Below are 14,130 nucleotides of genomic sequence, written 5' to 3'. Positions count from 1 at the left end.
ATGACCCAAGTAAATCTCGGCACCGCCAACGAATTCATCGCCCGTCACATCGGCCCGCGCGCCGGTGACGAGCAAGCCATGCTCAACAGCCTCGGCTTCGACTCGCTCGAAGCCCTGAGCGCCAGCGTCATCCCGGAAAGCATCAAGGGCACCAGCGTGCTCGGCCTCGACGACGGCCTGAGCGAAGCCGATGCCCTGGCAATGATCAAAGGCATCGCCGGCAAGAACCAGCTGTTCAAGACCTACATCGGCCAGGGTTACTACAACTGCCACACGCCATCGCCGATCCTGCGCAACCTGCTGGAAAACCCGGCCTGGTACACCGCCTACACCCCGTACCAGCCGGAGATTTCCCAGGGCCGTCTCGAAGCGCTGCTGAACTTCCAGACCCTGATCAGCGACCTTACCGGCCTGCCGATCGCCAACGCCTCCCTGCTCGACGAAGCCACCGCCGCTGCCGAAGCCATGACCTTCTGCAAACGCCTGAGCAAGAACAAGGGCAGCCACCAGTTCTTCGCCTCGATCCACAGCCATCCGCAAACCCTCGACGTGCTGCGCACCCGTGCCGAGCCTCTGGGCATCGACGTAGTCGTGGGCGATGAGCGTGAGCTGACCGACGTGACGCCGTTCTTCGGCGCGCTGCTGCAATACCCGGCCAGCAATGGTGATGTGTTCGACTACTGCGAACTGACCGAACGCTTCCACGCCGCCAACGCACTGGTCGCGGTAGCCGCTGACCTGCTGGCCCTGACACTGCTGACCCCGCCGGGCGAATTCGGTGCCGACGTGGCCATCGGTAGCGCGCAACGCTTCGGCGTGCCGCTGGGCTTCGGTGGCCCGCACGCGGCTTACTTCTCCACCAAAGATGCGTTCAAGCGCGACATGCCGGGCCGCCTGGTCGGTGTGTCGGTTGACCGCTTCGGTAAGCCGGCCCTGCGTCTGGCGATGCAGACCCGCGAGCAACACATCCGCCGCGAGAAAGCCACGTCGAACATCTGCACCGCGCAAGTGCTGCTGGCCAACATCGCCAGCATGTACGCCGTGTATCACGGCCCGAAAGGCCTGACCCGGATCGCCAACCGTGTGCATCACCTGACCGCGATTCTGGCCAAGGGCCTGAGCGCACTGGGCGTGAACGTCGAGCAAACCAGCTTCTTCGACACCCTGACCCTGGCCACCGGCGCACAAACCGCCGCGCTGCATGACAAGGCTCGCGCCCAACAGATCAACCTGCGCGTGATCGATGCCCAGCGTCTGGGCCTGTCGGTCGACGAAACCACCACCCAGGCCGACATCGAAACCCTGTGGGGCCTGTTCGCCGACGGCAAGACCCTGCCGGAGTTCGCTGCTCTCGCCGCTTCCGCGCAAAGCACCATTCCAGCCGCATTGGTGCGTCAGTCGCCGATCCTCAGCCACCCGGTGTTCAACCGTTATCACTCGGAAACCGAGCTGATGCGCTACCTGCGCAAACTGGCGGACAAGGACCTGGCACTGGATCGCACCATGATCCCGCTGGGCTCGTGCACCATGAAACTCAACGCCGCCAGCGAAATGATCCCGGTGACCTGGGCTGAATTCGGCGCCCTGCACCCGTTCGCCCCGGCCGAGCAAAGCGCCGGTTACCAGCAACTGACCGACGAGCTGGAAGCGATGCTCTGCGCCGCCACCGGTTACGACTCGATCTCGCTGCAACCGAACGCTGGTTCCCAGGGTGAGTACGCCGGTCTGCTGGCGATTCGCGCCTATCACCAGAGCCGTGGCGAAGACCGTCGCGACATCTGCCTGATCCCGTCGTCCGCCCACGGCACCAACCCGGCGACCGCCAACATGGCCGGCATGCGTGTGGTCGTGACCGCGTGCGACGCCCGTGGCAACGTGGACATCGAAGACCTGCGCGCCAAGGCCATCGAGCACCGCGAACACCTCGCGGCGCTGATGATCACCTACCCATCGACCCACGGCGTGTTCGAAGAAGGCATCCGCGAGATCTGCGGCATCATTCATGACAACGGCGGCCAGGTGTACATCGACGGCGCCAACATGAACGCGATGGTCGGCCTCTGCGCACCGGGCAAGTTCGGCGGCGACGTGTCGCACCTGAACCTGCACAAGACCTTCTGCATTCCGCACGGCGGTGGCGGCCCGGGCGTCGGCCCGATCGGCGTGAAATCGCACCTGACTCCGTTCCTGCCGGGCCACGGCCACATGGAGCGCAAGGAAGGCGCGGTCTGCGCAGCACCGTTCGGCAGCGCGAGCATTCTGCCGATCACCTGGATGTACATTCGCATGATGGGTGGCGCAGGCCTGAAGCGCGCTTCGCAGCTGGCGATCCTCAACGCCAACTACATTTCCCGTCGCCTGGAAGAGCACTACCCAGTGCTGTACACCGGCAGCAACGGTCTGGTGGCGCACGAGTGCATTCTGGATCTGCGCCCGCTGAAAGACAGCAGCGGCATCAGCGTCGATGACGTCGCCAAGCGCCTGATCGACTTCGGCTTCCACGCCCCGACCATGTCGTTCCCGGTGGCCGGCACGCTGATGATCGAGCCGACCGAAAGCGAATCCAAAGAAGAGCTGGACCGCTTCTGCGACGCCATGATCCGCATTCGCGAAGAAATCCGCGCGGTGGAAAACGGCACGCTGGACAAGGACGACAACCCGCTGAAGAACGCTCCGCACACCGCAGCGGAACTGGTTGGCGAGTGGACTCACCCGTACAGCCGCGAGCAAGCGGTGTACCCGGTGGCGTCGTTGATCGAAGGCAAGTACTGGCCGCCGGTCGGTCGCGTCGACAACGTGTTCGGCGACCGCAACCTGGTCTGCGCCTGCCCGTCGATCGAAAGCTACGCTTAAACGAATGAGGGGCAGGTTGACCTGCCCCGATTTCAGCAACACCACAGATCCCCCTGTGGGAGCGGGCTTGCTCGCGAATGCGGTGTGTCAGGCAACATTGATGGCGACTGATTCACCGCATTCGCGAGCAAGCCCGCTCCCAAAAGGAAATGCATCAAGCCTGATATCCCGCCAATTCCTATAACAAGAAACCGGAGAACAACTCATGTCGTTAAGCGTGTTCGACCTGTTCAAGATTGGCATCGGCCCCTCCAGCTCCCACACCGTCGGCCCGATGCGCGCAGCTGCGCGCTTCGTCGAAGGCCTGCGTCGGGAAAACCTGTTGTCCGCCACCACCAGCGTCAGGGTCGAGTTGTACGGATCCCTCGGCGCCACCGGCAAAGGTCACGGCAGCGACAAGGCTGTGTTGCTGGGCCTGGAAGGTGAACACCCGGACACCGTGAATACCGAAACCGTCGCCGCCCGTCTCTCGGAGATTCGTGGCAGCGGGCGTTTGAACCTGCTTGGCGAACACAGCATTGCGTTCAACGAGAAAGAACACCTGGCAATGATCCGCAAACCGTTGGCCTATCACCCCAACGGCATGATCTTCCGTGCCTTCGATGCGGCGGGATTGCAGATCCGCAGCCGCGAGTACTACTCGGTCGGCGGTGGTTTCGTGGTCGACGAAGATGCGGCTGGCGCCGACCGTATCGTCGAAGACGCCACCCCGCTAACCTTCCCGTTCAAGAGCGCCAAGGACTTGCTTGGCCACTGCACCACCTACGGTCTGTCGATCAGTCAGGTGATGCTGACCAACGAAAGCGCCTGGCGCCCGGAAGCGGAAACCCGCGCCGGCCTGCTGAGAATCTGGCAAGTGATGCAGGACTGCGTGGCCGCCGGCTGTCGCAACGAAGGCATCCTGCCGGGAGGCCTGAAGGTCAAGCGGCGGGCGGCGGCGTTGCACCGGCAGCTGTGCAAGAACCCGGAATCGTCGCTGCGCGATCCGCTGTCGGTGCTGGACTGGGTCAACCTCTACGCGCTGGCCGTCAACGAAGAAAACGCCAACGGCGGGCGCGTGGTCACGGCACCGACCAATGGCGCAGCGGGCATCATCCCTGCGGTGCTGCATTACTACATGCGCTTTATTCCCGGCGCGAACGATGACGGCGTGGTGCGTTTTCTGCTGACTGCGGCGGCCATCGGCATCCTGTACAAGGAAAACGCCTCGATTTCCGGCGCCGAAGTCGGCTGTCAGGGCGAGGTCGGCGTGGCCTGTTCGATGGCAGCTGGTGCGTTGTGCGAAGTCCTCGGCGGCAGCGTTCAGCAAGTGGAAAACGCCGCTGAAATCGGCATGGAACACAACCTCGGCCTGACCTGCGATCCGATCGGCGGGCTGGTGCAAGTGCCGTGCATCGAGCGCAACGCCATGGGCTCGGTCAAGGCGATCAACGCCGTGCGCATGGCCATGCGCGGAGACGGGCAGCACTTCGTCTCCCTCGACAAGGTCATCCGCACCATGCGCCAGACCGGCGCCGACATGAAAAGCAAATACAAGGAGACCGCCCGTGGCGGTCTGGCGGTCAACATTATCGAGTGCTGATCGCGCCATAAACTCGCTCTCCCTTTGGGAGAGAACACAAAACTGGCCCCCTCTCCCTCCGGGAGAGGGTTGGTGTGAATCAAGGAGTCACGCATGTCCACCGAACAACTGTCGAAAACCCCGCTGCACGCTCTGCACCTCGAACTCGGCGCCCGCATGGTGCCGTTCGCCGGCTACGACATGCCGGTGCAATACCCGCTGGGCGTGATGAAGGAACACCAGCACACCCGTGAGCAGGCCGGGCTGTTTGATGTCTCGCACATGGGCCAGATCCGCCTGACCGGCGCCAATGCCGCCAAAGCCCTGGAAACCCTGGTGCCGGTAGACATCATCGACCTGCCGGTGGGCATGCAGCGCTACGCAATGTTCACCAACGAAACCGGCGGCATCCTCGATGACCTGATGGTCGCCAACCTCGGCAATGACGAGCTGTTCCTGGTGGTCAACGCCGCATGCAAGGACCAGGACCTGGCCCATCTGCAAAAACACATCGGCGATCAATGCAAGATTGAACAGCTGTTCGAAGAACGCGCCCTGCTTGCCCTGCAAGGCCCGGCTGCCGTGACCGTGCTGGCACGCCTGGCGCCGGAAGTGGCGAAAATGACTTTCATGCAATTCACCCGCGTGAAGCTGCTGGGCGTTGACTGCTTTGTCAGCCGCTCGGGCTACACCGGTGAAGACGGTTTCGAAATCTCGGTTCCGGCAGCCGATGCGGAAAAACTCGCCCGCGCCCTGCTGGCCGAACCGGAAGTCGCCGCCATCGGCCTTGGCGCCCGTGACTCGCTGCGCCTGGAAGCCGGCCTGTGCCTGTACGGCCACGACATGAACACCGAGACCACGCCGATCGAAGCCAGCCTGCTGTGGGCAATCTCCAAACCTCGGCGTGCCGATGGTGCGCGCGCCGGTGGTTTCCCGGGTGCGGAGCAAGTCTTCGCTCAACAGCAAAACGGCGTTCAGCGCAAACGCGTCGGCCTGCTGCCGCAAGAGCGTACGCCGGTCCGTGAAGGTGCAGAGATCGTCAACGACGCTGGCGAAATCGTCGGTAGCGTGTGCAGCGGCGGGTTCGGCCCGACCCTGGGCGGCCCGTTGGCCATGGGTTACCTGGACAGCGCCTACGTCGCACTCGATACGGCCGTTTGGGCAATTGTTCGTGGGAAAAAGGTGCCATTGCTTGTAAGCAAAATGCCATTTGTTCCACAACGCTACTATCGCGGTTGATTGACTGTTTCTATAAGTAACGCGATTGCGTTATGCGTGCACTAATGTGTAACGCAATCGCCATAAAACAGTGCACTCCACTTACATACGATTCGAATTTGAACTTGGCTTATAACGTTCGAAAACAATTGAACAAGCTAATCGTATAAGCCGGACTAGTGAATCGACTAAGTGCCAGCAAGCGCAGGAAAACCGGGGCCTTCGCGGGGCTTGTTTTTTCTCCCGTAGTTGGCGTAGAGTTTGTCCACTGTGTTTGCATGGGTCAGCTTGGAATCGTGACCTGGGCAGTAGCCTACAAGTTAGCTACATCCCGTTCGACGTCTTCTTACTCTCCTGCAACCAGCCCCAGTACTCTTTCATGAGAAGGAGACTGTCATCAATTTTTGCGTCAAAGGAAATAAGAAATGTCCACACGTCAGAGCGGTACCGTCAAGTGGTTTAACGACGAGAAAGGTTTTGGTTTTATCACTCCAGAAAGCGGTCCGGATCTGTTCGTGCATTTCCGCGCCATTCAGGGCAACGGCTTCAAAAGCCTGAAAGAAGGCCAGAAAGTGACCTTCGTTGCTGTGCAGGGCCAGAAAGGCATGCAGGCTGACGAAGTACAAGCCGAAGGCTGATCTCCTGTTACGAAAAAGCCCCTGATATTGATATCAGGGGCTTTTTTGTGGGCGCAAATCCGTAAAATGGCGCTTCACTTTCCGTCCAGAGGCTGCCATGTCGAAACACCTGCTCACCCCCCAGGGCGATTTCCCCGCCGTCGGCCTGGGTCGTCGTCTGGCAGCGATGTTCTATGACTTTTTGCTGTGCACCGCTCTGCTGATCGTGACCGGTTTTGTTTACAAGCTGATCCAGGCGGCAATCATCGGCGAAGAGCGCCTGCGCGTCATGACCGATGCCGGGCAGCTGGATGGCGATCCACTGTACTCAACCGTACTGCTACTGGTGTTGTTTGGGTTTTTCGCTAAATTCTGGACCCACGCCGGTCAGACCCTGGGCATGCAAGTGTGGGGCATTCGCGTGCAGAACGCCGATGGCACTGCGATCAGCCTGTGGCAGGCGTTGCTGCGGTTCATGGTGTCGATTGCGTCGTGGCTGTGCCTGGGCCTGGGGTTCTTCTGGTCGCTGCTCGATAAGCAGAAGCGCGCTTGGCATGACATCTACTCCGACACGCAGCTTGTGCGAATTCCAAAGAAAGCCAAATAATCCTCCAGATGCAAAAACGCCCCGATCCAATCGGGGCGTTTTTGTTTGCGTCGCAAGGTCAGGCGTTGCCGGCCAGCTTCATCCGTGCTGCCTGAGTGAAATCGAGCATGCGTTTCAGCGGACGAATCGCCTGCGGGATCAGGGCCGGGTCGACGAAGATCTCGTTCGAGCCCTCCTTCAGGCACTTCAGCGTGCGTTCAAGGGTGTTCATGGCCATCCACGGGCAATGTGCGCAACTGCGGCATGCCGCGCCGTTACCGGCGGTTGGCGCCTCGATGAAGACCTTGTCCGGGCACAGCTGCTGCATCTTGTAAAAGATGCCGCGATCAGTGGCCACGATCAGGGTCTTGTTCGGCAGCGATTGAGCGGCGGCAATCAGCTGACTGGTAGAGCCGACGGCGTCCGCCAACTCGATCACCGAGGTCGGCGACTCCGGATGCACCAGAATGGCGGCGTCCGGGTACAGCGCTTTCATGTCTTCCAGCTGCTTGGACTTGAACTCTTCGTGGACGATGCATGCACCATCCCAGAGCAGCATGTCGGCGCCGGTCTGACGCTGGATGTAGGTGCCCAGGTGCTTGTCTGGACCCCAGATAATGGTTTCGCCGTTGTCCATCAGGCTTTCGACGATTTCCAGCGCGCAGCTGGAGGTCACGACCCAGTCAGCCCGGGCTTTGACGGCGGCCGAGGTGTTGGCATACACAACCACGGTGCGTTCAGGATGCTGATCGCAGAACGCCGAGAATTCATCCACCGGGCAACCCAGATCCAGCGAGCAGGTGGCTTCCAGGGTCGGCATCAACACACGTTTTTCAGGGTTGAGAATCTTCGCGGTCTCGCCCATGAATTTCACGCCGGCAACCACCACGGTCTTGGCCGGATGGGCGTTGCCGAAGCGAGCCATTTCCAGGGAGTCGGAAACACAACCGCCGGTTTCTTCGGCGAGGGCCTGGATGATCGGATCGCAATAAAAGTGGGCAACCAGCACCGCGTCCTGAGCCTTGAGCTCGGCGGCGATGGCGGAACGGTAATAAGCTTCTTCCTCGGCTGTCAGCGGCTTGGGCTGCTTGGCGTCGAGGTGGGCTTGTACCAGAAGGCGTTCGGAAATCTGCGTCATGTTCGCAAGACCTGCAGGCGCATTCGCGCGAAAGTCGAGTATACACCCGGCTCCGGACCGCTTGAGGGTACCGCCGGGAAAGTGAGTATTATCAGGCACGGACAGCAATGAAGCTGCGCAAGGCTACAGAATATCCCGTTGATACAAAAGATGATTCTGACCTGTGTCACGGAGGGAAGAAACGAAGGGAGGAATGCCCGAATCGCAGGCAAAAAAAAACCCGGAAATCCTCACTTTCGTGGGCCTTCCGGATTTTCTAAACCGCCAAATATGGTGGGTCGTGTGGGATTCGAACCTACGACCAATTGGTTAAAAGCCAACTGCTCTACCAACTGAGCTAACGACCCGCTGTGTGGTGGCGCGTATAATACTGATTTTTAAGGACTATTCAACACCTAATTTGAAAAAAATCAAAAATAAGGTGTCGGGTCGCTGATTCCGGCCGCCGCGAAGCCTTCTGCACGCAGTCGGCAGCTGTCGCATTTGCCGCAAGCGCGGCCATCATCGTCCGCCTGATAGCAGGAAACGGTCAGCCCGTAATCTACTCCAAGCTTCACCCCCGCCTGGACGATCTGCGCCTTGCTCAGGTTCTGCAGCGGTGCCTGGATGCGGAAACCATTGCCTTCGACGCCAGCCTTGGTTGCCAGATTGGCCATGCGCTCGAACGACTCGATGAACTCGGGACGGCAATCCGGGTAACCGGAGTAGTCCACCGCGTTGACGCCGATAAAGATGTCGCGGGCGCCGAGCACTTCAGCCCAGCCCAGGGCCAGCGACAGGAAAACCGTGTTGCGCGCCGGCACGTAAGTCACCGGGATGCCTTCACCCAATTCTTCCGGGATATCGATGCTGGTATCGGTCAGGGCCGAACCGCCCATGCCGTTCAGGTTAAGGCCGATTACCTTGTGCTCGACCACGCCCAGGTCGCGGGCAACGCGAGCGGCGGCATGCAGTTCGGCGTGGGAACGCTGACCGTAATCGAAACTCATGGTGTAGCAGGCGTAGCCTTCAGAGCGGGCCATGGCCACGACAGTGGCCGAGTCCAGGCCACCCGACAGCAGGATTACCGCACGTTTTTCGCTAGTGTTCAGTTGTTCAGTCATCTCAGCGCCCCGGCTCATCATTCCATAGATATTTATGCAGCTGCAGTTGCAGGCGCACTGGCAGGTTATCCGCCACGATCCAGTCCGCCAGATCCCGAGCATTCAGGTCGTGGTGACTTGGGGAAAACAGCACTTCACCCGCACGTCGCTCAAGACCGTACTGGATCAGCTTCGATACCGCCCAGTCATAGTCCTCCCTCGAGCAGATGACAAACTTCACCTGATCGTTGGGCGTCAGCAGTTCGATGTTCTCGTAACGGTTACGATGGGCTTCTTTGGAGTCTGGCGTCTTCAGGTCGACCACCCGACTGACCCGTGGATCGACCGCCGAGATGTCGAGGGCGCCACTGGTTTCAATCGAGACTTCATAGCCGGCATCGCACAATTGCTTGAGCAAAGGGATTGCATTGGGCTGTGCCAACGGCTCACCGCCAGTGACGCAGACGTAGCGCGGGCGAAAGCCGGCCACTTGCTCGAGGATGTCGTCGAGGGCACGGACCGTGCCACCGCTGAAAGCGTAGGCGCTGTCGCAGTATTGGCAACGCAATGGGCAACCGGTCAGGCGCACAAAAACAGTGGGCAACCCGGCAGTCCGCGTTTCCCCCTGCAACGAGTAGAAAACTTCGGTAATTCTCAATGTGTCTTGCATAGTCGCCACGGGCGTAACAGCTAAACAGGCTGTCCGCCTCCGTCAGGCACCTCTGGCAACCCCGCCAACGCGTAGATCACCAGAAGCGTGTTTCATAAAAGGGCGTGAATTCTAACGAAAAAACCCGCGACAAGCGCGGGTTTCTTCCAAACGGGTCAACGCTGTTACATGCGTTGCAGATCGCGCTGGGCCAACTGAGCGGCGGACGTACCCGGATACTGGGCCACCACCTGCTGCAGAATGCCTTTGACCTTGTCGGTATGACCGAGGCGGCGCTCTACGTCAGCCAGCTTGTACAGCGAATCCGGCACTTTGGCGTGCTTGGGATACAGCTGCGAAACCTTGGCAAAAGCCTGACCTGCACCTTGCAGATCGCCTTTGGCCAAGTTCACTTCACCCAGCCAGTACTGGGCGTTGCCCGCGTATTGGCTGTTCGGGTATTTACGCAGGAATGCGGCAAACGCCTGGCTGGCCTTGTCGAAATCCTTGGCTTTGATCAGGTCGAAAGCTGCGTCGTAATACAGCTTTTCCTTGGCCGGATCAGCCGGTTCGCTACCTGCGGCAGGTGCCTGGGCGGCAGCAGCGGCGCCGGCTCCAGCAGCAGCACCGGCAGCAGCACTTGCATCGCCACCGGCAGAAGAATTCTCGGGAGTCGCGGCTGGTGCAACGCCGGATCCTATGCGCCGATCAAGATCCTGGTATCGCTCCAGGGATTCCTGTTTCATGCGCGCAACCTGATTCTGCAGTTCTTCGATCACGCCTTGCTGGCGAGATATCTGATCCTGCATTTGTTGCAGTTGGTTGAACAGCATGCCTTGTGCCGAGGCAGGGGCCGAAGCCGCTCCCCCGGCATAGGCGCCGTTCGTACCGTAACCTGCAGGCGGATAACTGCTCCCGCTATTGTTATAACCGGAGTTGTCATCGACCACAGGAACCGCAGCCCACGCCGCAAGCGGCGCGAGGCTGAGAGCCAGAACAGTTACAGCACGACGGCACGTTCGCATATCGAATTACTTACGCAGTTCGACGCGACGGTTTTGAGCCCAGGACTGCTCGTCGTTGCCGGTAGCAACTGGACGCTCTTCGCCGTAGGAAACCAGTTCCAGCTGAGCTGGGGAAACACCTTGCAGTACCAGGTAGCGCTGAACGGCTTTCGCACGACGCTCGCCCAGTGCCATGTTGTACTCACGAGTACCACGTTCGTCGGTGTTGCCTTCCAGAACAACGCGAGCGCCGTTTGCTTTCAGGTCTTTGGCGTGAACGTCCAGAGCGCGCATGGCTTCTGGCTTCAGGTCCGAGCTGTCGTATTCGAAGTAGAAGGTGGTGATTGCGCGCAGAGCAGCTTCTTCGCTCAGGGAACCGTCAACTGCACCAGTGTTTGCGCCGTAACCAGCGTTTGGATCAACAGCGCCTTCACCGGCGTTGTCGCCGCCTTTGGACGAGCAACCTACAGCTACAGCCATGGCCAGAGCCAGCGCAGCAAATTTACCAAACTTCAGCATTTCCATCGTGAAACTCCTAATGAACCCCAGTGTGTTAAGTAAAACGTAAAGCGCCGCGTCAGTTCAGGTAAGGGGACCAGGACGGTTCTCTGACTTCGCCTTGAGCGGTAGGAAGCGGGAGCCTCACGCGTCCATTAATGGACACGAGCATCAAGACTCCCCGGCCCTGCTGGCGGGTGGCGTAGATTACCATGGTGCCGTTGGGCGCAACAGTAGGCGACTCGTCCAGAGTGCTATCAGTGAGGATTTTTACACTTCCGCGCTGCAAATCCTGAGCCGCCACTTTGAAATTGGTGAAACCGTCCTGACGATGGATCATCACCAGGGTCTTTTCATCCGCCGAAAGCTTGGGGTTGGCGTTGTAGTTGCCCACGAACGTCACACGCTCGGCACCGCCACCGCCAGCACTGGTCTTGTAGATCTGCGGTTTGCCGCCACGGTCGGAGGTGAAGTAGATGGTCGAACCATCCTTGCCCCAGTACGGTTCGGTATTGATGCCAGGACCTGCGGTTACGCGGGTGATCTGACGCGAACCGAGGTTCATCACGTAGATGTCCGGGTTACCGTCTTTCGACAGCACGAACGCCAGGCGATTGCCATCCGGCGACCAGGCTGGCGCGCCGTTCAAGCCTTCGAAGTTGGTGATCTGCTCGCGGCGACCGGTGTCGATGTTCTGCATGAAGATGCGCGGACGCTTCTGCTCGAACGACACATAGGCGATACGCTTGCCGTCCGGTGCAAAACGCGGCGACAGGATCGGCTCACGCGATTGCAGCAGGGTCACGGCACGGGCGCCGTCATAGTCCGAACGCTGCAGGGTGTAACGGGTGTTCTTCTCGGAGAAACGCTCGGCCGTGACGTACAGCAGGCGAGTCGAGAATGCACCTTTGATACCGGTCAGTTTTTCGAACGACTGATCGGAGATGTAGTGCGCCATGTCGCGCAGCTGTTCGGTGGTACCGGACACACTGCCGTCAGCCACTTTCTGTTCGGTGGCGACGTTGAACAAAGCCCACTGCACCTGCAGACGGCCACCGGCCGGCACGATGCTGCCGACCATCATGTATTGCGCGCCCACCGCCTTCCAGTCACGGAAGATGATTTCGCTTGGCTGGCTTGGCTGGCTGATCATGTTTTGCTTTGGAATCGGCGAGTAATAGCCCGAGTTGCGCAAATCGTTACCAATGATTTCAGCCATATCATCCGGCAGGACGGCACCGCCCTGGAAACCGAACGGTACGACGGCGATCGGAGTCGCCCGATCGCTGCCGCTGGTGACCAGAATGTTCTTTTCATCGGCCATCGCGATCCCTGCCATGCAGCAGATCACGACCAGCATTCCTCGAAGAAGGTTTCTCACAAGGCTAGATCCTCAGGTGTGAATGTCATCTTGAATGAACGATACGGAGCGAAATCGCTCGGCTTCATTCCCTGCATTTCCGTCAAACGTCCAATATTCTTGACCGCTGCCACTGCCGACGCATCGAACGGACCGTCGCCACTGGACTTGGCCACGCTGACCGAGGTCACCGTACCGTCCGGCAACATGCCGATCTGCAGCACAACCGTCATGCCTTTGCGTGCTGAAGGTGGACGCGCCCAGCCTTCTGCTGCCCGCGCACGAATCAGGTCATCGAAACTGCCCGCGACTTCGTCGCCCTGCTCATCGGCCAAGGCCTGCTGGCGCTGCGGCGTGTCGGAAAGCAAATCTGCCAGGGCCTGAGCCTTTTTGTCTTCGGCGGATTTACGTGCCGCTTCCTGCGCTTTCTTCTTCGCAGCATCGGCAGCAGCTTTCTTCTTCGCGTCTTCGGCGACTTTCTTCTTCGCCTCTTCAGCTTCAGCTTTCTTCTTGGCGTCTTCGGCGGCTTTCTTTTTCGCGTCTTCGACGATCTTCTTCTTGGCTTCTTCAGCGGCCGCTTTCTTGGCCTCTTCTTCAGCAGCCTTTTTGGCTTCTTCTTCGGCTTTCTTCTTGGCTATATCAGCCAATTGTTTCTCTTCTGCCTTTTTGGCTTCGGCGGCTTTCTTGGCGTCGTCGGCTTTCTTGGCTTCATCAGCCTTCTTCGCCTCGTCCGCTTTCTTCGCCTCATCGGCCTTCTTGGCTTCCTCGGCCTTTTGAGCCGCTTCTTCTTTCTTTTGTTCCGCAGCCTTCACCGCTTCCTGCTCGACCTTTTTCTGCTCCATCTGCTCGACTTCGGTCTGGCGCGCGGCGGATTTCTTCGCCTCACCCGCAATCTTCTGATTGGTCTGGGTGGTTGCCTGACTTTTCGATTTCAGCTGGTACAGGGTCGCCTGAACAATCGGCTTGGCTGGCGGCAGCTCCGGGGTCAGGGCGAAACTGACAAACAGCATGCCGAACACCAGCACGTGCAAGCCAATCGCCCAGACACTAGGCCAGAAGTAGCTTTCCGAGGCGGACGGCTCTCGCTGTTGCTGCATCAGGGCGCCTCGGTGATCAAGCCAACGTTACCGACCCCGGCTTTCTGCAACCCGCCCATGGCGCCCATGACGGAACCATAATCGACGGACTTGTCGCCACGGATAAAGACCTGGGTACGCTTGCCACCTTCAGTGCCGGCGCGAATGATCTTGGTCACCGCGTCGGTCATCTGTGGCAGGGTCATAGCCCGGTCCTGCTGCTTCTCGGTGTCGACTTCGCTGCCAAGGTTCCAGTAATAGGTCTTGTCCGACTTGATCGAAATGGTCAGCACCTGGGTGTTGTTGTCCTGCGGCAAGGCTTCGCTGGAAACCTTGGGCAGATCCACTTTCACGCCCTGATTGAGCATCGGCGCAGTCACCATGAAGATGACCAGCAGCACCAGCATCACGTCGATGTAAGGCACTACGTTCATCTCGGCGACCGGCTTGCGCTTGTGTCGGGCTCGAGTGATTAAAGCCATCGGGAA

13 protein-coding genes and 1 tRNA gene are annotated in these 14,130 nt (G+C 59.7%); 5 read left to right on the top strand and 9 right to left on the bottom strand.

Annotated elements, in window-relative coordinates:
• From gcvP to ACKUG4_RS13500, 5 genes are all read left to right on the top strand, one after another.
• Nucleotides 1-2,853 (top strand): aminomethyl-transferring glycine dehydrogenase, encoded by a 2,853-nt coding sequence (gcvP, locus tag ACKUG4_RS13520; protein ID WP_445434185.1) that lies wholly within the window; start codon nt 1-3, stop codon nt 2,851-2,853.
• Nucleotides 2,854-3,058: 205 nt separating this feature from the next.
• A complete protein-coding gene (locus tag ACKUG4_RS13515) occupies nt 3,059-4,435 on the top strand; it encodes an L-serine ammonia-lyase (protein ID WP_445434184.1) in 1,377 nt (458 codons plus the stop codon).
• Between the two features lie 93 nt (nt 4,436-4,528).
• The gene (gene gcvT, locus ACKUG4_RS13510; RefSeq protein WP_085647307.1) at nt 4,529-5,653 is read left to right on the top strand and encodes a glycine cleavage system aminomethyltransferase GcvT; all 1,125 of its coding nucleotides are present in this window, start codon (nt 4,529-4,531) and stop codon (nt 5,651-5,653) included.
• A gap of 404 nt (nt 5,654-6,057) precedes the next feature.
• Nucleotides 6,058-6,270, top strand: a complete 213-nt coding sequence (locus ACKUG4_RS13505; protein ID WP_003237709.1) for a cold-shock protein — start codon at nt 6,058-6,060, stop codon at nt 6,268-6,270.
• A 97-nt stretch (nt 6,271-6,367) separates the two neighbouring features.
• Nucleotides 6,368-6,856, top strand: a complete 489-nt coding sequence (locus ACKUG4_RS13500; protein ID WP_064598987.1) for an RDD family protein — start codon at nt 6,368-6,370, stop codon at nt 6,854-6,856.
• 58 nt (nt 6,857-6,914) lie between these two features.
• Here the strand turns inward: ACKUG4_RS13500 and nadA are convergent, their stop codons facing one another.
• From nadA to tolR, 9 genes are all read right to left on the bottom strand, one after another.
• The gene (gene nadA / locus ACKUG4_RS13495; protein WP_039766022.1) at nt 6,915-7,973 is read right to left on the bottom strand and encodes a quinolinate synthase NadA; all 1,059 of its coding nucleotides are present in this window, start codon (nt 7,971-7,973) and stop codon (nt 6,915-6,917) included.
• Nucleotides 7,974-8,244: 271 nt separating this feature from the next.
• Nucleotides 8,245-8,320, bottom strand: a tRNA-Lys gene (locus ACKUG4_RS13490).
• A gap of 63 nt (nt 8,321-8,383) precedes the next feature.
• Complete coding sequence (queC, locus tag ACKUG4_RS13485; RefSeq protein ID WP_445434183.1) at nt 8,384-9,076, bottom strand: 7-cyano-7-deazaguanine synthase QueC; 693 nt, start codon at nt 9,074-9,076, stop codon at nt 8,384-8,386.
• 1 nt (nt 9,077) lies between these two features.
• The gene (queE, locus tag ACKUG4_RS13480) at nt 9,078-9,725 is read right to left on the bottom strand and encodes a 7-carboxy-7-deazaguanine synthase QueE (RefSeq protein WP_445434182.1); all 648 of its coding nucleotides are present in this window, start codon (nt 9,723-9,725) and stop codon (nt 9,078-9,080) included.
• 164 nt (nt 9,726-9,889) lie between these two features.
• Nucleotides 9,890-10,729, bottom strand: coding sequence for a tol-pal system protein YbgF (ybgF, locus tag ACKUG4_RS13475; protein ID WP_221397995.1), 840 nt, complete (start codon nt 10,727-10,729; stop codon nt 9,890-9,892).
• 6 nt (nt 10,730-10,735) lie between these two features.
• The gene (gene pal / locus ACKUG4_RS13470; RefSeq protein WP_003178634.1) at nt 10,736-11,233 is read right to left on the bottom strand and encodes a peptidoglycan-associated lipoprotein Pal; all 498 of its coding nucleotides are present in this window, start codon (nt 11,231-11,233) and stop codon (nt 10,736-10,738) included.
• A 52-nt stretch (nt 11,234-11,285) separates the two neighbouring features.
• Complete coding sequence (tolB, locus tag ACKUG4_RS13465; protein WP_166742344.1) at nt 11,286-12,566, bottom strand: Tol-Pal system beta propeller repeat protein TolB; 1,281 nt, start codon at nt 12,564-12,566, stop codon at nt 11,286-11,288.
• 17 nt (nt 12,567-12,583) lie between these two features.
• Entirely contained in the window at nt 12,584-13,663 is a 1,080-nt protein-coding gene (tolA, locus tag ACKUG4_RS13460) for a cell envelope integrity protein TolA (RefSeq protein ID WP_064383749.1), read from the bottom strand.
• Entirely contained in the window at nt 13,663-14,115 is a 453-nt protein-coding gene (tolR, locus tag ACKUG4_RS13455) for a protein TolR (RefSeq protein WP_162130475.1), read from the bottom strand. The genes tolA and tolR overlap by 1 nt, the downstream gene beginning before the upstream one ends.
• Between the last annotated feature and the right edge of the window lie 15 nt (nt 14,116-14,130).

Source organism: Candidatus Pseudomonas auctus, assembly GCF_048654275.1.
GTDB lineage: Bacteria > Pseudomonadota > Gammaproteobacteria > Pseudomonadales > Pseudomonadaceae > Aquipseudomonas > Aquipseudomonas pharyngis.
Note: the sequence above shows the minus strand (reverse complement) of the source record. Positions and strands in the feature narration are given on the sequence as shown.

Excerpts from the sequence above, each read along its gene's own strand:
- gcvP (WP_445434185.1), top strand. The coding sequence starts at position 1 with ATGACCCAAGTAAATCTCGGCACCGCCAACGAATTCATCGCCCGTCAC.
- ACKUG4_RS13515 (WP_445434184.1), top strand. The coding sequence starts at position 3,059 with ATGTCGTTAAGCGTGTTCGACCTGTTCAAGATTGGCATCGGCCCCTCC.
- gcvT (WP_085647307.1), top strand. The coding sequence starts at position 4,529 with ATGTCCACCGAACAACTGTCGAAAACCCCGCTGCACGCTCTGCACCTC.
- ACKUG4_RS13505 (WP_003237709.1), top strand. The coding sequence starts at position 6,058 with ATGTCCACACGTCAGAGCGGTACCGTCAAGTGGTTTAACGACGAGAAA.
- ACKUG4_RS13500 (WP_064598987.1), top strand. The coding sequence starts at position 6,368 with ATGTCGAAACACCTGCTCACCCCCCAGGGCGATTTCCCCGCCGTCGGC.
- nadA (WP_039766022.1), bottom strand. The coding sequence starts at position 7,973 with ATGACGCAGATTTCCGAACGCCTTCTGGTACAAGCCCACCTCGACGCC.
- queC (WP_445434183.1), bottom strand. The coding sequence starts at position 9,076 with ATGACTGAACAACTGAACACTAGCGAAAAACGTGCGGTAATCCTGCTG.
- queE (WP_445434182.1), bottom strand. The coding sequence starts at position 9,725 with ATGCAAGACACATTGAGAATTACCGAAGTTTTCTACTCGTTGCAGGGG.
- ybgF (WP_221397995.1), bottom strand. The coding sequence starts at position 10,729 with ATGCGAACGTGCCGTCGTGCTGTAACTGTTCTGGCTCTCAGCCTCGCG.
- pal (WP_003178634.1), bottom strand. The coding sequence starts at position 11,233 with ATGGAAATGCTGAAGTTTGGTAAATTTGCTGCGCTGGCTCTGGCCATG.
- tolB (WP_166742344.1), bottom strand. The coding sequence starts at position 12,566 with ATGCTGGTCGTGATCTGCTGCATGGCAGGGATCGCGATGGCCGATGAA.
- tolA (WP_064383749.1), bottom strand. The coding sequence starts at position 13,663 with ATGCAGCAACAGCGAGAGCCGTCCGCCTCGGAAAGCTACTTCTGGCCT.